This window comes from Methylomonas fluvii, assembly GCF_014850975.1.
Taxonomy (GTDB): Bacteria; Pseudomonadota; Gammaproteobacteria; order Methylococcales; family Methylomonadaceae; genus Methylomonas; species Methylomonas fluvii.
On record NZ_JACXST010000004.1, the window covers coordinates 19,506 to 38,053 of the forward strand.

Annotated in this window: 22 protein-coding genes; 5 read left to right on the plus strand and 17 right to left on the minus strand. The window is 46.4% G+C overall.

The genetic code is table 11. The features are described 5' to 3' along the window. Positions 1 to 2: 2 nt before the first annotated feature. The 5 genes from EBB_RS25400 to EBB_RS25420 form a co-directional block, all read right to left on the minus strand. The gene (locus tag EBB_RS25400; protein WP_223146925.1) at positions 3 to 1,511 is read right to left on the minus strand and encodes an ATP-binding protein; all 1,509 of its coding nucleotides are present in this window, start codon (positions 1,509 to 1,511) and stop codon (positions 3 to 5) included. Further along, positions 1,498 to 3,690, minus strand: coding sequence for a sigma-70 family RNA polymerase sigma factor (locus EBB_RS25405; RefSeq protein WP_192396484.1), 2,193 nt, complete (start codon positions 3,688 to 3,690; stop codon positions 1,498 to 1,500). The genes EBB_RS25400 and EBB_RS25405 overlap by 14 nt, the downstream gene beginning before the upstream one ends. 415 nt (positions 3,691 to 4,105) lie before the next feature. After that, entirely contained in the window at positions 4,106 to 4,519 is a 414-nt protein-coding gene (locus EBB_RS25410) for a type II toxin-antitoxin system HicB family antitoxin (RefSeq protein ID WP_192396485.1), read from the minus strand. Positions 4,520 to 4,638: 119 nt separating this feature from the next. Then, the gene (locus EBB_RS26825; protein ID WP_192396486.1) at positions 4,639 to 4,815 is read right to left on the minus strand and encodes a type II toxin-antitoxin system HicA family toxin; all 177 of its coding nucleotides are present in this window, start codon (positions 4,813 to 4,815) and stop codon (positions 4,639 to 4,641) included. A gap of 203 nt (positions 4,816 to 5,018) precedes the next feature. Continuing rightward, the gene (locus EBB_RS25420) at positions 5,019 to 5,213 is read right to left on the minus strand and encodes a hypothetical protein (RefSeq protein WP_192396487.1); all 195 of its coding nucleotides are present in this window, start codon (positions 5,211 to 5,213) and stop codon (positions 5,019 to 5,021) included. 96 nt (positions 5,214 to 5,309) lie between these two features. Here EBB_RS25420 and EBB_RS26590 point away from each other — a divergent pair, with 96 nt between their 5' ends. Next, positions 5,310 to 5,909, plus strand: coding sequence for a LexA family protein (locus EBB_RS26590; protein ID WP_192396488.1), 600 nt, complete (start codon positions 5,310 to 5,312; stop codon positions 5,907 to 5,909). Between the two features lie 425 nt (positions 5,910 to 6,334). Here the strand turns inward: EBB_RS26590 and EBB_RS25430 are convergent, their stop codons facing one another. Genes EBB_RS25430 through EBB_RS25445 form a run of 4 tightly spaced genes read right to left on the minus strand, consistent with a single transcriptional unit; the run spans position 6,335 to position 8,915 of the window. Next, positions 6,335 to 7,126: a uracil-DNA glycosylase family protein gene (locus EBB_RS25430; RefSeq protein ID WP_223146926.1), complete on the minus strand. Its 792-nt coding sequence runs from the start codon at positions 7,124 to 7,126 to the stop codon at positions 6,335 to 6,337. Positions 7,127 to 7,174: 48 nt separating this feature from the next. Further along, positions 7,175 to 7,570 (minus strand): XRE family transcriptional regulator, encoded by a 396-nt coding sequence (locus EBB_RS25435; protein WP_192396489.1) that lies wholly within the window; start codon positions 7,568 to 7,570, stop codon positions 7,175 to 7,177. Positions 7,571 to 7,605: 35 nt separating this feature from the next. Then, entirely contained in the window at positions 7,606 to 7,896 is a 291-nt protein-coding gene (locus EBB_RS25440) for a hypothetical protein (protein ID WP_192396490.1), read from the minus strand. A 17-nt stretch (positions 7,897 to 7,913) separates the two neighbouring features. Continuing rightward, positions 7,914 to 8,915 carry a hypothetical protein gene (locus tag EBB_RS25445; protein ID WP_192396491.1) on the minus strand — a complete coding sequence of 334 codons (1,002 nt, stop codon included), beginning with the start codon at positions 8,913 to 8,915 and terminating at the stop codon, positions 7,914 to 7,916. A 121-nt stretch (positions 8,916 to 9,036) separates the two neighbouring features. On the opposite strand from EBB_RS25445, the gene EBB_RS25450 reads away from it, so the two are divergent. Continuing rightward, positions 9,037 to 9,333: a transposase gene (locus tag EBB_RS25450; protein WP_192396492.1), complete on the plus strand. Its 297-nt coding sequence runs from the start codon at positions 9,037 to 9,039 to the stop codon at positions 9,331 to 9,333. 208 nt (positions 9,334 to 9,541) lie between these two features. Here EBB_RS25450 and EBB_RS25455 read toward each other — a convergent pair whose 3' ends face one another. The 3 genes from EBB_RS25455 to EBB_RS25465 all read right to left on the minus strand — a co-directional run bounded on the left by EBB_RS25455 (position 9,542) and on the right by EBB_RS25465 (position 11,857). Continuing rightward, complete coding sequence (locus tag EBB_RS25455; RefSeq protein WP_192396493.1) at positions 9,542 to 9,784, minus strand: WGR domain-containing protein; 243 nt, start codon at positions 9,782 to 9,784, stop codon at positions 9,542 to 9,544. Positions 9,785 to 9,787: 3 nt separating this feature from the next. Beyond that, positions 9,788 to 10,408 (minus strand): recombinase family protein, encoded by a 621-nt coding sequence (locus tag EBB_RS25460; RefSeq protein ID WP_192396494.1) that lies wholly within the window; start codon positions 10,406 to 10,408, stop codon positions 9,788 to 9,790. 510 nt (positions 10,409 to 10,918) lie between these two features. Beyond that, positions 10,919 to 11,857, minus strand: coding sequence for a DNA-binding protein (locus EBB_RS25465; RefSeq protein WP_064006705.1), 939 nt, complete (start codon positions 11,855 to 11,857; stop codon positions 10,919 to 10,921). Between the two features lie 202 nt (positions 11,858 to 12,059). On the opposite strand from EBB_RS25465, the gene EBB_RS25470 reads away from it, so the two are divergent. After that, on the plus strand, positions 12,060 to 13,430 hold the full coding sequence (locus EBB_RS25470; RefSeq protein ID WP_192396495.1) for an SEC-C metal-binding domain-containing protein: 1,371 nt from the start codon (positions 12,060 to 12,062) through the stop codon (positions 13,428 to 13,430). Positions 13,431 to 13,546: 116 nt separating this feature from the next. Here EBB_RS25470 and EBB_RS25475 read toward each other — a convergent pair whose 3' ends face one another. Together EBB_RS25475 and hbs are read right to left on the minus strand one after the other, a co-directional pair. Next, positions 13,547 to 13,858: an integration host factor subunit beta gene (locus tag EBB_RS25475; RefSeq protein WP_229427650.1), complete on the minus strand. Its 312-nt coding sequence runs from the start codon at positions 13,856 to 13,858 to the stop codon at positions 13,547 to 13,549. A gap of 98 nt (positions 13,859 to 13,956) precedes the next feature. After that, entirely contained in the window at positions 13,957 to 14,232 is a 276-nt protein-coding gene (hbs, locus tag EBB_RS25480) for a non-specific DNA-binding protein Hbs (protein WP_192396497.1), read from the minus strand. Between hbs and EBB_RS25485 the strand changes: the two genes are divergently transcribed. Together EBB_RS25485 and EBB_RS25490 are read left to right on the plus strand one after the other, a co-directional pair. Beyond that, positions 14,231 to 14,608 (plus strand): hypothetical protein, encoded by a 378-nt coding sequence (locus EBB_RS25485; RefSeq protein WP_192396498.1) that lies wholly within the window; start codon positions 14,231 to 14,233, stop codon positions 14,606 to 14,608. The two genes, hbs and EBB_RS25485, sit on opposite strands and share 2 nt — an antisense overlap. A gap of 100 nt (positions 14,609 to 14,708) precedes the next feature. After that, positions 14,709 to 16,499, plus strand: a complete 1,791-nt coding sequence (locus EBB_RS25490) for a tetratricopeptide repeat protein (RefSeq protein WP_223146927.1) — start codon at positions 14,709 to 14,711, stop codon at positions 16,497 to 16,499. A gap of 267 nt (positions 16,500 to 16,766) precedes the next feature. On the opposite strand, the gene EBB_RS25495 is transcribed toward EBB_RS25490, so the two are convergent. From EBB_RS25495 to EBB_RS25505, 3 genes are read right to left on the minus strand one after another with little or no spacing between them, the layout of a single operon-like run. Then, positions 16,767 to 17,090, minus strand: coding sequence for a hypothetical protein (locus EBB_RS25495; protein WP_192396499.1), 324 nt, complete (start codon positions 17,088 to 17,090; stop codon positions 16,767 to 16,769). A 47-nt stretch (positions 17,091 to 17,137) separates the two neighbouring features. After that, entirely contained in the window at positions 17,138 to 17,767 is a 630-nt protein-coding gene (locus tag EBB_RS25500; protein ID WP_192396500.1) for a hypothetical protein, read from the minus strand. A 39-nt stretch (positions 17,768 to 17,806) separates the two neighbouring features. Next, positions 17,807 to 18,355: a hypothetical protein gene (locus EBB_RS25505; RefSeq protein ID WP_192396501.1), complete on the minus strand. Its 549-nt coding sequence runs from the start codon at positions 18,353 to 18,355 to the stop codon at positions 17,807 to 17,809. Positions 18,356 to 18,548: the final 193 nt, after the last annotated feature.

Below are 18,548 nucleotides of genomic sequence, written 5' to 3' on the forward strand. Positions count from 1 at the left end.
AATTACTCCTTGTCATGAGCGTCTGGTTTATCTGGAAGTTTTGAAATTAAATCAGGGTAATTATTAAAGGGATTCATATTAAGAAGCAGAGCCTTAGCTTGAGCCGGGAGAATTCCCTTGCGAAGAACCATACTCCCATAAACGACAGACAGAACAGTCTCAACTGCAGAAGGATCACCTGCAAATCCTGTTCGAGGAGTCTCGCGAGCCTCGGTGGTATCCAGCCAGATTCGTTGTACGGGGATTGTTTCTTCGATGATGCTCAGCATTGCCCGAATTTGTGGCTCGATGGCTCTGGCATCCTCCAGCACCGATTTTATGACTGGATGCTCTGGGTCGATGCGATAGCGAATGCCACCTTTGAAATGTTCTGTCCGCCATGCCTGAGCTAACGGTTCGTTATTGCCTGTTCGCAGTGTCTGTCCTCGATGGGCGAATACTCGTCTCGCTCGCTCGCGAGTATCTTCCGCCAGTCTGGTAAGTCGTTCCCGGATCGATACGGGGGGACGCGCACTTGACTTTCGCACATCGATTTTCCATTCAGCATCAGCCGTATTGGGAATATCCAGCCTGATCCTTGCCAGACGGTGGGCTTCTTCCTTTGTCCAGGACCTTCCACGTCCCAGACCCAGCCAGCTACCAGAGACAAGCAGTCTTTCGTTCCTGTAGACATAGAATCCCTGCTGAGCCGTCCAGCCATCTGGTCCGGCAGCAGAGTCGTGATCACGGGCTTCTATGCGATCTTTGTGAGGGAGTACATGACAACTGACTTCAACAGATCCATACTCGGTGAGGATGCGCTCGGTAGGTGATGACCATGTGGCAGGGTGTCGCGTGAGAAAAGGATCCCAAGGTTCAACACGTTTTCCATTGATTGATATTTGAAGCCGGGATCCAGATATGAATCGATGAAAAACCATAGCGAGGTGACGCTCAACTCGGTCAATGAGATCAAGGAAATCTTGCTCACAAAAACCTGGAGTAATAATTCTGTCAGGCATTTCCCATAGAACAATGGTACCGGCTTCCTGAGCGGCATATAGTGGTGCAAGAAACTGAGTCGAATTTTCGTCCGGCCCTTCGAGCAGGTGCCAGCCATCATCTTCACATGCGGCAAGCACATCAAGATCCCACCTCAAGCAGTTTAAATTTCCAGCCTTGCGACTGGCGACTGTCAGCCTTCGACATTGAGAAAAAGAGGCTGTTTTGAGTCCCAAGCCAAATCGCCCCAAATCATGCGATTGACGCTCAACGACTGGGTTTCTTTCGCCTAGGCGCATTGCAAGATCAAGCTCGCAGTCATTCATACCACTTCCGTTATCGAGAACAGAAATAACTGACTGCTTGCCATTCCACTTGAACAGGATGTCCACTTTGCTTGCATTGGCAGCGATACTGTTATCAATTATATCAGCCAAAGCGGTAGCCGTAGAGTAACCCAGGCCCCGTAGCGCCTCAAGCATGGCTCCTGCCTTTGGAGGAGCGTTCCGAGACTTGCTAGGAATCTTCATTTTCCTCTAGCTCTTCTTGTTTCTTTTGTTTGGGTATTTCAATGAAGTCTCTGAGACCTTCAATGCGAGAGGGATATCTCAATTTAATCAGCGCCTTGGCCTCAATCTGGCGAATGCGTTCGCGCGTAAGCATAAAGACCTGTCCGATTTCCTCCAGAGTTTGTTCGTCATTCTCGTTCAGGCCGAATCGTAAACGAAGTACTTCGGATTCTTTGGAGTTCAGTGTATCCAGCATGCGTTCCAATTCGTCATGGAGTGCAATCTGCATTGCTGATTCTTCAGGGCCAGACGTTGCGGAAAAAAAGAATTCTGCGTTCGTGGCATCTTCAATAATCAGAGAATCAATGGGGACAATTTCAGAAGAAGCTCTTAATGCTTTTGTTACCTTTTCTATCGGGATAGACAAATGTCTTGCTATGTTGGCAGCATCAGCAGTCTGCCCCGTAGTCTGCTCAATTCTGTCTCTGGCCCATTCGACTTGATTGACTGATTCGATCATATGCACGGGAACTCGAATCAAGCGAGCCTGATCGGCAATCGCACGAGTAATTGACTGTCGTATCCACCAGGTGGCATAGGTTGAAAACTTGAAGCCGCGTCGATAATCGAATTTCTCGACGGCCTTGATCAGGCCAAGATTGCCTTCCTGAATCAGATCCAGGAATGACAATCCCCTACGTACATATTTTCTGGCGATCGAGTAAACAAGTCTGAGGTTGGACTCAACCATGCGGGATTTAGCCCTTGTCACTTTATCAAGTGCAAATTCAAGAGCAAAGTGGGCAACTGGATCCGTTTTAGATTGGCCAAGTCTGTTACAAAGAACATCCAAAAATGCCCCTGACAATCTGACTTCCCGCAGGGAGTCGAGCATGATGTGATTGTTTTCCTTTGATAAATTAGGAAGTAAGTCGCGAATAGTTTCGATTTGAACAGTTAAGTCAGAGGCGGGATTCTCACCAATATCTTCGTTATCTTCCTGGAAAGGGTAGATTTCATCGGCTGAGCCATTATCTTCAGGCAGAATGATGGCCTGGCGGTTAACCATTGTCCCCAACGGTAATTCATTCATCAGAATCCTGTCAGCCACACAAAGAATTTCCGTTATGGCAGGAACAGAGCCCGAAACTGCAATTAGAGCCTCCTCCAATCCCTTTTCAATAATGTTACCGATTTCAGCTTCACCCTCTCTCGAAAGCAGGCTCACTGTCTTTGCCATATCTTTTTCGTAGAGCCGTTGGGGGGCGATATTTTGGGAAGTCAGTTCACTCAGAAAGGAAAGAGCCTCGTTGGCAATGTCTTCGACGCCCTCGTCCATGGGAATAGGGATATCAGGCATCAACCATTCGACATCGTCTACAATCACTCCCTGCTCTTCCAGGATAGAGGCAAGGCGGCTCTCCAGTTCCCGAGCTGAGACCCCTTTATGATCCAGAGCAATCTTTTCTAGGGCCTGTTGCACTGTATAGTGTTCCCGATCAGAGTCCTCTTCATATTCCAGAGCAATATCCTCGATCCAACGATGTGATGCATGACGCTCTTGTATGGCGACGACAAACAGGCGAAGCACTTCGCCACGAATTTCATCATCCCATATTCGCCTGTTATTTCGACTGCTGTCTGGCAGGTCAACATCGACATCAGACCAGTCTTCGTCATTGTCGATTGGGATGTGTGCCGAAATAGCTTGATGAGTTACTGAAACCCTTGCCAGGCATTCATCATCCTGAGGCGGTGGAGGTGAATCTTCTTCTGACTTCCAGCCTGAAAGATCAAATGCTTCATCAGAAGAGTTTAACTGGTTGGGTTTTTCGCTTTCATTTGATTCATGATGCGATTGCGTTGCCCCGGCATATACATTGCTTTCAAGCTCGGACAGAAATTTTTTTAACAGTTCGGCAAGACTGTCCATCTTCCTGCCCAATGCAATAGTGAGCGCATCATTTCCCTCGTTGTCCCGCATTCGAGGGTCGGCGCCGGCCTCAAGAAGAATCCTGCAGGTTTCAGCATGTCCTTTAGATGCAGCAAGAATAAGGGGGGATCGCCCCTTTTCGTCAATGGCGTTGACTTCGATTCCGCGGCGAATATGCAGGCGAACGGCAGCTTGAACCCCGGAGAGCACAGCCATTTTGAGAAGTGGGTTTAAGAGTTTTTCTGGTTTCAGAAATACATTAGTCACGTCATGCCATCCATAGAAACGTAGTCCAAATGTACCTGGGAGTCAGATTAGAGAGCCAAATGATCTTTAAGCCAGAGCCTGGACGATCGCGCTGAGGCTGCGTTAAATTTATCGGCGGTTTGATACCATGATAATTATAGCGGCTTGCAATCGAAAACGCCCAAACCTGCACTCAGCGCAATTTTCGACCGGAATTAAATACAACTCTGCGATACGAAGTCGCTTACAAAAGTTGTTCCACTTAACAAAGATGGAACCGCCCGTGCAGATAACATAGAGTGGATTTCAGCTATGTGCATGCCAACATATTAGATATTGCTATTTTTTACCTTTTCGAGGGGATGGGCAAAAATAGCCATTAAAAACCCCGCCATTAGCGGGTTTTACTTCCATCAAGGTCGTGATGGTTAATTGGTTAATGCACGACTAATTCCAATGTTTTGCCAATCGCATGCAAGGCATTGGCAATCGAATCGATTTTTGATGGATGTCTAAGCCTTAAGAGCCTTGTTACATCCTGCGGTTTTACTTCAAGCTTTCTAGCTAAATCAATTGGGCGAACGTGTTCAGTCACCATTGCATTCAACAACAGAACTTTTGCCCAAAGCGAAGCGTTCAGTTCTACAACATTCTGCCCTTCTACCGGTACCGATGGCATAGGTACCGAACGCTCATCTTCGAAATAAAATTCGAGCGCGGTTTCAAGTGCGTCCTTCGCCATTTCCAAAGCTTCATCCATGGTTTGGCCTTCTGTTAGCGCCTCTGGAATATCTTGAAAGCTGACAAAAAAACCGGTACCGGTTTTCTCAACTGTAATGGGATAACGCATACTCTTACACTCCGATTTTAACGACGATTCACTCGTTTTTATGATCAAACAAAACGGCTACCACTGGTTAGTGATAGCCGTCATTAAGATCATCTATACATTAATTTTTTACGCTTACTCTATTCGCTCAGGCCAAGTTGTTTCATGATGGCTTTACGAAGCGGCTCGCTTATTTCTGCCGCATGTCGTGGCAGTGTGGATTGCCTGTCATCTAAATACAATTTAGTGTGTTTCTTACCTTCTTTGAAGGTTACGCCTTTCGACTTTAGCCATTTTGCAAACTCACTCGACTTCATCCCGCAGCCTTACCAGATTAACATGGTCAAATTATAAACAAAAATGTTTATAATATCAAACCAATTCAACATAACTGAGTATGATGGGACGGAAATGACGAGTATTTCTTGCACGAATGCGACGATGAAATTCTGTCAATAGCCTGCATAATTGTTTTTTATTGCAGTATTGTCAGTCACACCAGTAAAGCAGATGAAACTGCTTAGGCCAGTACAATCATACCTGCAGCTTCATCTGCCTCACCTTCTTCCAGAGCCGCCATGCTAGGATACAACACCACCGACTCATCGGTGATACCGAGAACACGGCCACTTTTCAGCTCCACAATATCAACCAAGATTCCGCCGCCAGAATCCCACGAAGACACTGATTTCACATATTCTGTATCAAGTTCCATAAAGCCTCCAATTGTGTTTTAGCTAAAACGGTGCATTGACCGATAGTTTTTTTTTGATTATTGTACATAATTCAAAATACTAAGCAATTCAGATTCATGCAAAATTATTCCGCCACTAAACGCGGTGGCAAACGGCAAGGCGCCGGCCGAAAAAGCGGCACCGGGACATACGGTGAAACTACCAAGGCTATTCGAGTACCCGAAAGCCTAGTTCCCGCAATCAAAACTTTACTCGACGAGCAAAGACGCCAGTTCGAGCAATTGGCTCGAACCTCGGCAAGCGTTTTTGTTCCGGCCGCAAACCCAAGCAAACTAGCCATGCCGTTATGCGTCGGCAAAGTCGCGGTCGGTTTTCCTTTGCAGGCAGACTATTACGTTGATAAAACCCTAGACCTCAACGAGCTACTGGTACAAAAGCCTGCAGCAACCTGCTTTATTCGCGCCCCAGGTGTGTCAATGCTAGGCGCCGGCGTCCATCCCAACGATATTCTGGTCGTCGACCGCTCCATCGAGCCGGTGCCGGGTAAGATCGTCATTTGCGCACTCAACGGCGAACTGACGGTTAAGCGGCTGGCGTGCGAAAACAAACAATGGACGCTAAAAGCAGATAATCCGGATTATCCGGACATCATGCTCAGATCCGATTTAGAGCTGGTGGTCTGGGGCGTGGTGACTAATATTATTCATGCCGTGTAATGCCGCCGTTATTGGCCCTAGTCAATTGCAAAAATTTCGTCCGCTGTGGAAAGTCACTTGCACCTTCAGGCTCTCTCGCAACGGGACGTATTCATACCGCTCCTATCGTTCACCCATCAGTAAAAAACCATGTTGTTTTTTGGAGTTATTGCGTCCGCCGCGACTCAAGCGTCGTAGGAAAGGATGTGGTTAAATAAACGACAATAAAAGTCCCATAGGACTATCTTGGCTCGTAGCCGCGGAATTTTGGATCAGCGGCCATAAAACAAGCTGAACGATTTCATATGGCAGAAACAAAACGCCGCACTGGAACCCCACTAAAACTGATCGCCAAGAACGCTCTGGGTGCTCCACGATTTTCACATGTTGGGGTGATTTGAGTAGTATTCTGCCTCGTGATTTATCTTTCATTGTTTCGCCTTTTCTTATTTTCGAGCAATTGCATTGTTTACTTTCCGAGTAAGCGATTCACGCGCTTGGTCGATAACCGATGCATTGGTGCGCGATGACAGGGCATCCCTACTCTTTTTCATTAGAAAATATTTAACACGTTCAGCGTTAGCGCCTGACGGATGTGGCAAACCATCCAAAATTTGGTCGCCTCTAAGCATACCTTTCTCTTTTAGCGCCCATAGTGACTCGCTTACTTTCGGACCAAGCGGTACAAAAAGCGCATCCGGCAACATTTGACACTCCTTGGCAAACCAAGATTCTAATTGATGCTTCAAAAAAGGCGTTTTGGTAATCGCTGGCGTGCCGCCATAATTTTCTCCATTAATCATGACTGGATACCTAAGTGCCGAAGTAAAATGCACTAAATGCGTTTGATCTTCAAAAAAGGCCTTTGTCGATGGAATATTCAGCAATTGTGGTATTCCGATAAAGTCCAGCATGCCAGTTAAATTATTACGAATTGGGCCGCTGAAACTGGCGAATTTTTTGGATTCAGATTTGGCATGTTCAATAGAGCCGCCGGCCATTAAAACTTGATGCGCTTTCCTTAAAGCATTAGAGGCTTGTTGATAGCCTGGTGTGATGCCGACCAGTACAATCTTGGCCGCCGGATTAACGTAATCGAATGGTGAGTACCAGACCGAAAATGAGCCTTGTTTTTGGATTAACAAGTCTTCTGGAAAATACCCATTTTCCAGGCTATTTGGGTCAAGGCTAGAAATGGCATTCTGATACTGATTAAACAAACATGTATTGGTTGGCATATCAATTCCTGATTAAAAATTGGTGCGTTGGCTTAGTCTAGAATTTGATCAATTTTCCAGGGCGACCCGAATTTTATTTCGATAATGATTGGTGTTATTGACTAACTGTCCTGCCGGGATGATCTGTCTCAAAAGCTTGATAATTGCTCTTTCAGCATCGGATATCGGCTCCCCGAAAATTTCGACAATGACCTCATATTCTTTCGGCCTGTAGTTTTTCATCACCAATTCAAAAAACTCGACGCGATCAATATCCAGCGCCTTAGCCAATGCTGGAATTTTTTCGACAGGGACTTTCGTGGCCCCTTGTTTAAGCATAGTGATGATATTAGGCGTGTTAAAACCACACATCTCGGCAATTTCTTTCTGCGAATACGTACTCCGATTGATGATCTTTTCTAAAAAACCAGCTACTTCTAATTTGGATTCCAATCTGTCGCGCATATTTTTTACCTTGGTCGAAAATGTTAAAAGACGATTTACAGATTCGTTTTGGTTCTAGGACTACCTTTCAAATAGCCTGCGGTAATGATCAGGCTTTCCGCGTCTTGGTCGGTTTTGACCAGATAGGCCTCTCGCAATTTGTCGAACTCCTTTAATGTCCGTTCAAGCTTTTTTCTCGCTCTCTCGAAGTTTTTAGTTTTGAAGTAAACCAGCTCTGTGCCGCCGTGCTGATGTTCGATGGCTCCATGCTCAAGCAACAAATCCAATACGAGCTTGGGGATACAACGTTGTTGAATTCTGGTTTCTGCGTGTTTGGTTAAAATCATGGCAATCACCCTTATCTTTAGTTGAACAATTGTTTTGCTCGGTGCTCGGCGACGACTGCGGCTAGAATCCGGCTACCATCCACGACAAACGTATTGAGATATTCCGATTGATAGAATTTGCCGATTTGCATCAGCGTTTCAGGCGTCAACAGCTCTAACTTCTCGGATACATCCAGCTTTTCCAAGTCGGTATATGCCTGAATAAGCGATTCGTTCCAGCCAAGGTTTTTGGCCAACTCGGCAATTTCCAATTTCGCCAACGTTCTCATGACATAGCAGTGATGCCGGAATTGTCCTAACGTCTCGTAACTGTCGAAGGGTGGTTCTTCGTGATATAGAAAAGGACCGGTGAAGCCTTTTTTAGTCAGCAGCCACCGATACGCTTCTTCGGCATCGACCACAGTTTTGTCTTCTGTCCGACCGGCGGAGATCAAGCGGTCATGCCCTTTCAAACTAACGGCATTCCTCACCGTTTTTATCCCAACACCGGCTAGCAAAGCTATTTCATCCAATGTCAGGTCATGACGTTCTGAAAGCTTCCATCTAGCCTCGGCGGCATCTGTAATAGCAAATAACGTATCCAGAATTTGATCTTCCCCGCCTCCCAGCATAGCAACCCCACTATCCTTAAAAGACAAAATCGGTCTTCTGTTAAATATTTGCTTGAAAGCTCCGAGTTCAATGACTGCTTCTTCTAACCATGCACCGAAATACTGAGTTCCGTTAATGGTATCAACGCCGCTCCAGGTCCCTGTTTGTGCAAAATCGAAGATTTCTTCAATTCGTCTTACAAAGACAGCGTTCTCTAAATTGCTTTGCGGAATGTATTTTTCTAAAACTGGTGGTGGAGCATGGTCGTAATGAATATCTCCGCCCTCATAGCTGCCTTCATCAATGTTCAACAACCTGGCCCCCGCTTTTTCATCGAAAAAACAATCGGTCCACATGGCCAAAATGCCAAGAAACATCATGGCGGCTTCTTTGGCGTCATCTCTCGTGATTTTTGATAGTGTTATCATGGTGGCTCCTTGGTGATTATGGGACTCATTTTTTCCCGTTGAAAATAGAATACCATCTTCCGGAAATAATGCAAGGACACAAGGACTCCTTTTTTCATATTTTTTATTTGCAGGCGATTTTATGACTGAAACACTATTTAGCAATCTGTTTTATTTAGTTCACAAGAATGGCGACAAGCTCTATCCGGTTAAGATGAAAAACAGAGAGACCGGTAAAATTTGTTTCCGCGTTTCGCCCGGCGGTACCGGTGGTAACAAAAAGGAAATGGGACTAGAGATAGAGAGCGAACACGAGATGAAGAAATACGTGTTACAGAAAGGATATGCGGTTAGAGCGGCCACATTGAATGGTAGCCGAAAGGGACTCTATAAAATTGGCCAGCGATGTATCGTATCAGTGGTGAACGACAGCATGTGACTGCTTTGGCCTGTTATATTGGAGATCCACTGAAAAGATCTGCTGCGGTCGGCTAATGATCAGATTGCTGCCATCTGATAGAAATGAGTGATAGGTCGCGGTAGGAATACCGGTTATCTATCATGGTTTAGCTCCTGATGTCTTTGTGGTGACTTGCTAACAGCGATTTCATGTTAACGATCGCATAGTGCAAATGGAATCTCCAGCATCATCTTTCGGTGCGAATCGCTTGATAACCCTTTTTACATTTGGCCGTGCACAGCTTATTCGCGGCGACGATGGCTTCTTCCAGGGTATCGAACCACTCCTTCCTGACCGTGCCCGGAGAACCTACCCTGCCCCACTCCTTAATCAGTGACCAATCGTCAAACAAGCCTGGCGTCACAAACATCTGATAAAAACGATGCATGTTGTCTTTGTCATCGTGCCGTTCCATATATAAATGATTCATCGCTTACTCTCCAGAATAGTTGACCGACTTTTCACTTTGCGGTGATTTCATCGCCGCTTCCCGAATTCGCATAATGGTTTGCCGGGTGGTTTTGAATTCCCGAGCCAACTCCGAAACGTTGCTGCCCGCGGCCAAGCGTTTAACAACGTCAGCACGATCTTCCGCGTTGAGTGCCGGCGGCCGACCGAACTGTTTACCCGCCGCCTTCGCTCGACTAAGGCCTGCTTGGGTTCGCTCAATTAACAGGTCACGCTCAAATTCAGCGACCGCTGCGATGACCTGCATAGTCATCTTGCCGGCAGAACTGGTCAGATCAACGCCACCTAATGCCAGACAATGGACCCGCACTCCGGAATCAGAAAGATGCTCAACCGTGGCTCTGACATCCATGGCGTTGCGACCGAGCCGATCCAGTTTGGTCACCACCAACACATCGCCCGATTCCAGCCGTTCGATTAACTTATTAAAGCCTGGTCGTTCTTTAGCCGCGACTGAACCACTGATGCTTTCTTCAATCAAACGATGCGACTGAATGGCGAAACCGGCGGATTGAATTTCCAGGCTTTGATTTTGGGTAGTCTGGTCAGTGGTCGACACTCGACAGTAAGCAAAGACGCGTGACATGCGTTAATTCCGTCCGAAAAGGATGTACGAATTATAACACATGTCCGTAATTAAATAAGCCTACTTTAGTACATGGCTTTTAAAGACTGTCCGAAACCGGTCGATTTCGGGCATCAATGTCAGAAGACGACTGCACGAATATCAGAAGTTGACTGCACGCCTTTAGATACCATTAATATAGGTGGTGTCATTTTCAGAGTCCGGCTTCACACATCAAGCCCCCAGACACGACCATGCCAATCCCAGACTCATTGCCCTGACCTTCTAAGGTCCAACCATGACAGACATGCACCATGCGGCTCTTTTATGCCCAACAAATAATCACGGGCAGTATAGGTGTGCGCCCAATAATAAGAGCGAAAGCCATACGGTTTAACAACCGAGCCTTTAAAACCAATGAAAGTCCGACAACGATAACTGCTTATCCATCGATGCATAACTACTTTGGCCTGTTGCAATTGATTCACGTTCATCATCACTGAGTTCTCCGTTTTTTAGCCGCAAAATGCCTTATACCTTTTTCGGTTTTTCGGCTTTTTCCGGTTGTTGGTTTCCAATGGCCTGCATCAACTGAGCGGCCTGGGATTTCATGGCTTCCAATTGGCCTGTTAGCTTGGCAAGCTCTTCTCGGGCTTTACCCGCCTCCCCTTTGGCGCCATCTCTTTCCGCTTCAAGCTTTATAAGCTTATCGGCGGCTCGCTGTAGCTCAGTGGCTGCCCTTTTTCTCTCTTCCTTATGGGACTCTTCAGCGGCTTCCGCCTTAGTCTGTACTTTAGTCAGTTCCGTTTTCACTTTATCCCGTTCTACCGCCAATTCTTGCGCCGCCCGCTTTTGATCCGCCAAGGCTTGCCGGAATTGCGCTTGTTCGGCAACATGCTGCTCGCCCGCTACCTTCGCGTTTTTTTCGACCGCCTCTAGCCGTTCGCGTAAGGTAGCCAGTTCAACCGCTTTAGCTTGATCAGCCGCTAACACGTCGGCCAGACGTTTTTCCAACTCCCCTACCCTGGACCGTTCTTCCGCCAGCATAGCCTCTAACTCATCGACGGCTTGCGAAGCATCGGCCAGTTCGCGCTCCGCTTGGGCCTGCTGCTCGCCCGCAGCCCGCAAGACATCCGCCACGCGGCGCTCTTGGGTCTTGACGGCTTTGTCGTTTAACTCCACGGTCAACGTATTGATTTTGTCCACCAAGGCCTTGGTCATTGCCGCCAAAGTTTCAGCCACCTCTACAGGCAACTCTGACACCGGCTCTGCATTGGTCACAGACTGACTTACATTGTGCTTATCCCAAACTTCTTTCAGTCTTTTGGGGTCACCGCCGCCAGTGATTTTGCGCAATGCAAAGCCCGTTACATTCCGATTGGCCCTCACCAAAGTCTCGCCGGCTTCAATAATGCGTTCATCGGTTATGTCGACGGGACGACCCACAACGGAATCAAACTCTTCTTTCATGACGGCCTCCCTAAAATTGACTGTGTAGATAGTCTAGCACAAAACAACAAACAAAGAAACTAAGTAATAAAGAAAGTAATAAATAAACTAAGTAACAACGAAAGAAAGATAGAAAGTGATTGGAAAGAAAGTAATCAGTGTCGGGTTATGCAGCAAAAATTTCTATGCAATAATTCTGGCGTGTGTTTAAAGTCACCCTGATATGAAAAAACTGGGCCGAAACGATCCCTGTCCCTGTGGCAGCGGTAAAAAATATAAGCAGTGCTGCTTGCAGGCCGCAGACGCCCAGATAGCGAACGATCGTTCTGAAGCCGTCCCGAAAGCCATACAGTGGCTCTTCACGAAGTATGAGCAGCCGGCCCATGCCGCGCTCGATGAAGGTTTTTTTGGTGGGCTCGACGACGATGAATATGCCGGGATTCAGGACCTGCCCGAGGACTCGTATGCCGGCATTATGATCAATGCCATGGAATGGCTGCTGGCCGATGGTGTAGTGACAATCAAAGACCAGGACTGTCGTGTTGCGGCATTGTTACTCGGAAAGGGTGGTCCGCTATTGTCTGCTGAACAGCGGCAATGGCTTGAGACTCTAACGGCCCTACCCCTCAGACTTTACGAAATTGTGGAGGTGGTGCCCGCCAAATGCATGACCTTACGGGATGTGATGCTGCCCGAACGTCCGCCCGTCCTCGTCCAGGAAAAATCGGGCTCACAACAAGCCAACCGCTACGACCTGATCGCGGCACGCATCGTGCCGATTGACGCTCATTTTGAACTGTCCGGCGCCGTGTATGGCTTCCCCCGCCAGCGAAGCTGGGATTTGTTGGAAGAACTCACAGACGAATTAGAGGGCGTCGAGCCGGATTCTCCTCTCGCCAAAGAAATCACCAGTGCCATCATTCCATATCACTGGCTCCAGTTATTTGTCAGGGCCTTTGAAATGCCGCCAGTGGTTGATCGTGTAACGGGTGAATCGCTCCTGTTCGTGACCGATCATTACCGGGTTCTGCACTGGGACGCACTGGGCCAGGCGTTGTCCGGTGAAGCGGATATCGAAGGTAATCGTGATGCGGGTTGGAGCCGCCTTTTTGTAGGCGAAGATGGGCTGACACGGCGAAGTCTCAGTATTAATCCCGGCAAACGCCCGGATCGGATCAAAGTGTCCTATCATACTCAACAGTATGCGGACGAAGGCAGACCGTGGTTCGAAGCGGTATCAGGCGCTGCTGTGGCCTTTATCAGCCGGGAACTAGCCGCCCCCAAAGGCATACTGGCTAATATGCAGCCTAATGACACCCAGGAAAGATCGGAACCGATACCCCTGCCACCCGAGATAATAACCGAGCTCATAGAGAAGAGAATTAGGCAGCTTTACGCTGACTGGGCTGACAAGCCATTACCGATATTGAACGATCAAACGCCGCGCGAGGCCATCAGAACGCCGGAAGGACTGGAGCACGTTAAATTCTTGCTGCATACCTACGAACATGGCGAAGCTCAGCAAGCCAGAGATCAACACCGCCCTCCGGTTTCCTATGAATTTCTTTGGCAGTCAATAGGGATAACGCCGTAGTGAATTTTCCATCGCTGCGAGACCCAAGACCGGGCTTCGAGCAGCTGGAATAGACAGGACGCCGCCGCAGGCAAACGTTATACCGATGGAGGGCTGATCAGGTACCCAGGACGGGGTTACAGGTCTTTAATGGTGGGGAACGCCTGTTTCGAAGCGTTTACCCGGTGTCGCAAATCAAGGCCCGGTTTAAAGTGAACAGCGTGTCGATTAGGTAGACTGACAGATTCCCCGGTCTTTGGATTCCTGCCGATACGGGCTTGGCGGGGAATCGTTGAAAAACCACCAAATCCGCGAATTTCAATTCGTTCGCCAGTGGCGACGGCGGTGATCAAAACCTCAATGATAGCGTTGACAGCGAGCTCTACGTCTTCTTGCAGCAGGTGCGATTGCTTGGCGGCCAGCGCCCCCATCAGTTCCGATTTTGTCATCTGAAATGCGAATGTTCGACAGTGTGTTAACCGGCGAATCATAGCGCAGTTTCACGAGGACTTCGAGCCACTCAATGCCCTCTATCTCTCAAGAGAATTTAACCGTTAACGGCGTCTTTTAAAGCCTTTCCGGCTTTAAAGCCTGGTAGTTTTGCCGCAGCAATGGTCAGTTCAGCGCCGGTTTGCGGGTTGCGGCCCTGACGCTCGGCACGTTCCTTGACTTCGAAAGTGCCAAAACCTACTAACGATACCGAATCGCCGTTTTTCAAGGCGTTTTGAATAGCACTGAGGATGCCATCCAAGCCCCGCCCGGCATCGGCTTTACTGAGATTCGCATGGCTGGCAATAGCGTCAATGAGTTCGGATTTATGCATGGTTTCCTCAAAAGGATGGGATGTAAAAAAAACTAGCCGGCGAAAACGCCGGCGTCTAAGATCAAATCAGCCACAAGCGATTATTGCAATCGATGAGATTGTAGCGTGGATGAGCACAGTTTCAACACCCGTCCTTCAAGCAAGCATCAAACCGTACACCGGATTGAGTTATAAGCCGCTACAATTAATGACAGAGAATACCCAAACCGGATTGCTCACATTCATGAACGCGGCCATTGATGAATTTGCGGCCGAGAATCCTATCCGGGTTATCGCGATCCGCATCACGCAAACCATGATTTTTAGCGATAGAGTGAATTTAGTAACGCAAAACCAAACCTATTTACGGTTGACAAAAAATGGCTTGCATCTTTGAAATAATTGCACTGAAAAACAGGCGTATAGTTATGCTATGTGAAAAACCCAAAACTTAACTCGTAGTAATCTAAATATGTAATTTTTACATAATCGACTTTATGACTGACAGCCCATCTATTTCTAAACACAATGCGATTGCAGCATGGGTGTTTGGCTCGCTTGATTTGTTGTTCTACATGGGGGTGTTTATCTTTTCCCCCTCTGAACTGCCGGACTATAAACACAAGCAATTGGCGATATTTTCGGCTTTGTTATGCGCTTTGTTCACTTTCTTCTTTGTCGGCACGCTTACACTTACCCTTGAAATTAAAAGCAAATGGTCAAAGTTAGGCATACAAAGTGGAGGAGGAGCAGCGGCTTTTGTCTTGATCTTATGGTGGTGGAACAATCCAGCGCTTGCCCCGGTACAAATCAAAGATCACCTCGCTGTGATTCATGCCAGTGTTCAAAATACCGAAGTCATTGCAGGCTCAATTAAAAATGATACGCAAACAATTGTTAGCTTATTACAAGATGAATTGCAGGTAAAAAACAATCAAATAGCCTTTTTGCAAACACAGCTACAAACACAGAAGCCTGAAATTACCACCAAAGCCAAAGAGTTAGCAAAACAAATTCCCGACACTGCAGATAACTATGCGCTAGCACTTAAAGCAATCGCCCAAGAACGCTTCGATGAAGCTATGCAATTACTGGATAAAGCAGAGATCGAAAAAGAATCTGAATTAGTCAATATTTACACTGCAAAGGGTGATACGAAATATTATCAAGGCTTATATACTAAAGCGGCTGAATGGTATAAAAAAGCCTATGCATTAAAACCAGATGACCCAGAAATATTAAATAGAACCGGTCAAATGCTCCAGTATGCTGGCAAATACGATCAAGCAGAACCGCTATTCCAACACGCTTTGGCTATTTGGGAAAAATCCTCGGGCAAAGACCATCCGGATATCGCCACCGGATTAAATAATTTAGCGGTGCTTTATTCTGTTCAAGGCCTGTATGCCAAAGCAGAGCCGCTGTATCAACGAAGTTTGGCGATTAACGAAAAAGCCTTAGGTAAAGACCATCGGGTAGTCGCCAATGCCTTATACAATTTAGCTGAGCTTTTTAGAAACCAAGGCAAATACGATCAAGCAGAGCCGCTGTATCAACGGAGTTTGGCGATCTTTGAAAAAGCCTTAGGTAAAGACCATCCGGATATTGCCCCAGGCCTAATTGGTTTAGCTGAGCTTTATCATGACCAAGGCAAGTACGATCAAGCAGAGCCGCTGTTACAACGCAGTTTGGCGATCTTTGAAAAAGCCTTGGGCAAAGACCATCCAGATGTCGCCATCGGCTTAAATAATTTAGGCAATCTATATTACAACCAACGCAAGTACGATCAAGCAGAGCCGCTGTTACAACGCAGTTTGGCGATCTGGGAAAAAGCCCTGGGCAAAGACCATCCACATGTCGCCACCGGCTTATACAATTTAGCCCTGCTATATTACGACCAAGGCAAGTACGCTCAAGCCGAACTGCTGTGCCAACGCAGTTTGGCGATCAGGGAAAAAGCCTTGGGTAAAGACCATCGGAATGTCGCAAACAACTTAAATGTTTTAGCTGAACTTTATAGGAAACAAGACAAGTACGATCAAGCAGAGCCGCTATATCAACGGAGTTTGGCGATCTGGGAAAAAGCCCTGGGCAAAGACCATCCAGATGTCGCCATCGGCTTAAATGGTTTAGCTGAGCTTTATAGGGACCAAGGCAAGTACGCTCAAGCTGAATTAATGTATCAGCGCAGTTTGTTGATCTTTGAAAAGGCCTTGGGTAAAGATCATCCGATGACTAAAACCATAAGAAAAAATTTACATGCGTTACAGTCGCCCCAAAGGACTTAATCACCTACAGCCGACTTTCGTTGCTGAAAACGTCTAATGGCCTTCTGAATTGCTTACGCTGAGTTTCTGGAACTGGTGTCGGTTGCAAATAATCTCGGTTTGAATGCCCGTCAGTTGCATTTAATTTAATCCCGGTCAAAAATTATGCTGATTGCTGGTTTATGGGTTTTTGATTGCAAGCCACTACAGTTATGCTTTCGCTAATCGAAATGGGCTAATCCGCTCTTTTTAGAGGGGCGTTTGACTCTAAAATTTGTTAAGCGGAGCTTATTGTGGCGGTTCAACGCCAACATCCAGCAACCGCTTAGTAGCTATAGCCAATTGCTCCTCGGTAAATAACACACACCAAGGCTCCTGAAGCACGAGGTACTCGACACTGAGCTTTAATTGCTCACGCCCACGTAGGAATAACTCTGTGAAACCAGCTGAAGGATTGGTTGCTGCCAATAGCTGATCTGCAGCTGCTTTGCCACCATTTCCCTGAACCATCCTGAGAAAACGAGTGGCTCGATACGGTGGACTAAGACAGACTGCGGACTCGTATATGTGGAGCATAGCCGCATGGAACTGGTCTTCAAGATGTGATTGCATTAATCACTCCGCTTATCAAGTTGCTGGAAAGTTTCATACGCCGCAAGTTATTCATTTATATTATCAGATTGATTTCGGCAATCAGTATGCCAACGCAATAACTCAGCTTGCGCTTGTACTGCATTAATTGAAAATTTTGCTGAATTAGTTTGCGATTCATTATTATAGCCATTTCTAAACATGTTTCGGCTAACTTCTGATTCTCCAAAATGAATCATATAGTGTAGTATTTCCCCTGCATCTTGATAATAAAGCATGCAATCTTGCCATTTCGCAGGAAAAATATTTGGTAATCCTAGTGACTTTGGTAAATCATAATTTTTCAGAGTAGGAACTCTTGCACCTTTTGGTTTCTTACTTTTTTCCAAGGCAATTTTTGCCTTTGCCTCCGCTTTAGTGGCATCGATTTTTCGGTGACAAGCGTACTCCCAGTCGAAGGCCTTTTGTTGCAAAGGTTGTATTATAGAGCGGTCACCCGTGCCTTGATTTACCATTGTTTGAAGCCTATTAGATTCACTCCAATATTTGCTACTGCATTCATCATGCGTATCTGGCATGGGGATTGATGAAAACCCAACATCATACACAATGTCTTTCTGCGAAGGGGATTGCTGAGGTTGAAAAAAGGCGTTGTTTCCGTTCTGTAAAGCGCAACCAGAAGAAACCAAACTGACCATAAGAAATTTCCTTAGGTTTTGTAACATATGGTCGGCGGATTATTCTTTATATTCAACTTCACCTTTTTCTGAGTTTGTTAACTCAAATCTTTGGGTCATGTATTCTTGATAATTATATGGTGATTTGAATATGACAATTTTTTCTTGCAGGTCTGGTGAAATGATTTTAGTACCGGCTCGCCATTCTTCACAGCCAGCTTCCTTTACTTTTTCACTTCGGCTAATAATATTACCCCATAGGCCTTTAATTCTTTCATGGTCAGTTTTTGGATCGAGAATAACCTTAGTCGGACAAACTATAGCTTTGTCTGTCGTGTATAATGGTTTAGCTAAATCAAGATCTTTCCGTTCCTTCTTTGCCTGTTTGGCAGGCTCATTTGTTGCCGAACCACTTTGGTTATCTGATGGGTTATTGCTACTTGAGTAAATAAAGAAACCGATTATCACCAAGAATATTAAAAAAACAGTGCCACAGCCGTCTAAACCCAAACAGCCTCCAGCATTTTTTTTCTCGCCGCAGTGAGGACATACAGGGGCAGCGGAAGAAATTTGATTAGAACAGGTTTTGCATTTAATCAGCTTAGCCATGTGAAAAAACAAATCCCACAAAAATCTGATTATGATAGCAGCTAATGATTTTGTTGTCGCGAAAGGCCAAGACTCACAGCAAAGCCAAGGTTGGTGCCCGACCCGTTGCTGTCTATCGTTCAATCTGATTCAATGATGTCTATTTGAATGCTCCCAGTCATAGCTGCCTATCGCCGATGAATTACAGAAAAGA

What these genes read in the sequence shown, in the direction of transcription:
- EBB_RS25400 (WP_223146925.1), bottom strand. Translation starts at nt 1,511, where the DNA reads ATGAAGATTCCTAGCAAGTCTCGGAACGCTCCTCCAAAGGCAGGAGCC.
- EBB_RS25410 (WP_192396485.1), bottom strand. Translation starts at nt 4,519, where the DNA reads ATGCGTTATCCCATTACAGTTGAGAAAACCGGTACCGGTTTTTTTGTC.
- EBB_RS26825 (WP_192396486.1), bottom strand. Translation starts at nt 4,815, where the DNA reads ATGAAGTCGAGTGAGTTTGCAAAATGGCTAAAGTCGAAAGGCGTAACC.
- EBB_RS25420 (WP_192396487.1), bottom strand. Translation starts at nt 5,213, where the DNA reads ATGGAACTTGATACAGAATATGTGAAATCAGTGTCTTCGTGGGATTCT.
- EBB_RS26590 (WP_192396488.1), top strand. Translation starts at nt 5,310, where the DNA reads ATGCAAAATTATTCCGCCACTAAACGCGGTGGCAAACGGCAAGGCGCC.
- EBB_RS25430 (WP_223146926.1), bottom strand. Translation starts at nt 7,126, where the DNA reads ATGCCAACCAATACATGTTTGTTTAATCAGTATCAGAATGCCATTTCT.
- EBB_RS25435 (WP_192396489.1), bottom strand. Translation starts at nt 7,570, where the DNA reads ATGCGCGACAGATTGGAATCCAAATTAGAAGTAGCTGGTTTTTTAGAA.
- EBB_RS25440 (WP_192396490.1), bottom strand. Translation starts at nt 7,896, where the DNA reads ATGATTTTAACCAAACACGCAGAAACCAGAATTCAACAACGTTGTATC.
- EBB_RS25445 (WP_192396491.1), bottom strand. Translation starts at nt 8,915, where the DNA reads ATGATAACACTATCAAAAATCACGAGAGATGACGCCAAAGAAGCCGCC.
- EBB_RS25450 (WP_192396492.1), top strand. Translation starts at nt 9,037, where the DNA reads ATGACTGAAACACTATTTAGCAATCTGTTTTATTTAGTTCACAAGAAT.
- EBB_RS25455 (WP_192396493.1), bottom strand. Translation starts at nt 9,784, where the DNA reads ATGAATCATTTATATATGGAACGGCACGATGACAAAGACAACATGCAT.
- EBB_RS25460 (WP_192396494.1), bottom strand. Translation starts at nt 10,408, where the DNA reads ATGTCACGCGTCTTTGCTTACTGTCGAGTGTCGACCACTGACCAGACT.
- EBB_RS25465 (WP_064006705.1), bottom strand. Translation starts at nt 11,857, where the DNA reads ATGAAAGAAGAGTTTGATTCCGTTGTGGGTCGTCCCGTCGACATAACC.
- EBB_RS25470 (WP_192396495.1), top strand. Translation starts at nt 12,060, where the DNA reads ATGAAAAAACTGGGCCGAAACGATCCCTGTCCCTGTGGCAGCGGTAAA.
- EBB_RS25475 (WP_229427650.1), bottom strand. Translation starts at nt 13,858, where the DNA reads ATGACAAAATCGGAACTGATGGGGGCGCTGGCCGCCAAGCAATCGCAC.
- EBB_RS25485 (WP_192396498.1), top strand. Translation starts at nt 14,231, where the DNA reads ATGGTTTCCTCAAAAGGATGGGATGTAAAAAAAACTAGCCGGCGAAAA.
- hbs (WP_192396497.1), bottom strand. Translation starts at nt 14,232, where the DNA reads ATGCATAAATCCGAACTCATTGACGCTATTGCCAGCCATGCGAATCTC.
- EBB_RS25490 (WP_223146927.1), top strand. Translation starts at nt 14,709, where the DNA reads ATGACTGACAGCCCATCTATTTCTAAACACAATGCGATTGCAGCATGG.
- EBB_RS25495 (WP_192396499.1), bottom strand. Translation starts at nt 17,090, where the DNA reads ATGCAATCACATCTTGAAGACCAGTTCCATGCGGCTATGCTCCACATA.
- EBB_RS25500 (WP_192396500.1), bottom strand. Translation starts at nt 17,767, where the DNA reads ATGGTCAGTTTGGTTTCTTCTGGTTGCGCTTTACAGAACGGAAACAAC.
- EBB_RS25505 (WP_192396501.1), bottom strand. Translation starts at nt 18,355, where the DNA reads ATGGCTAAGCTGATTAAATGCAAAACCTGTTCTAATCAAATTTCTTCC.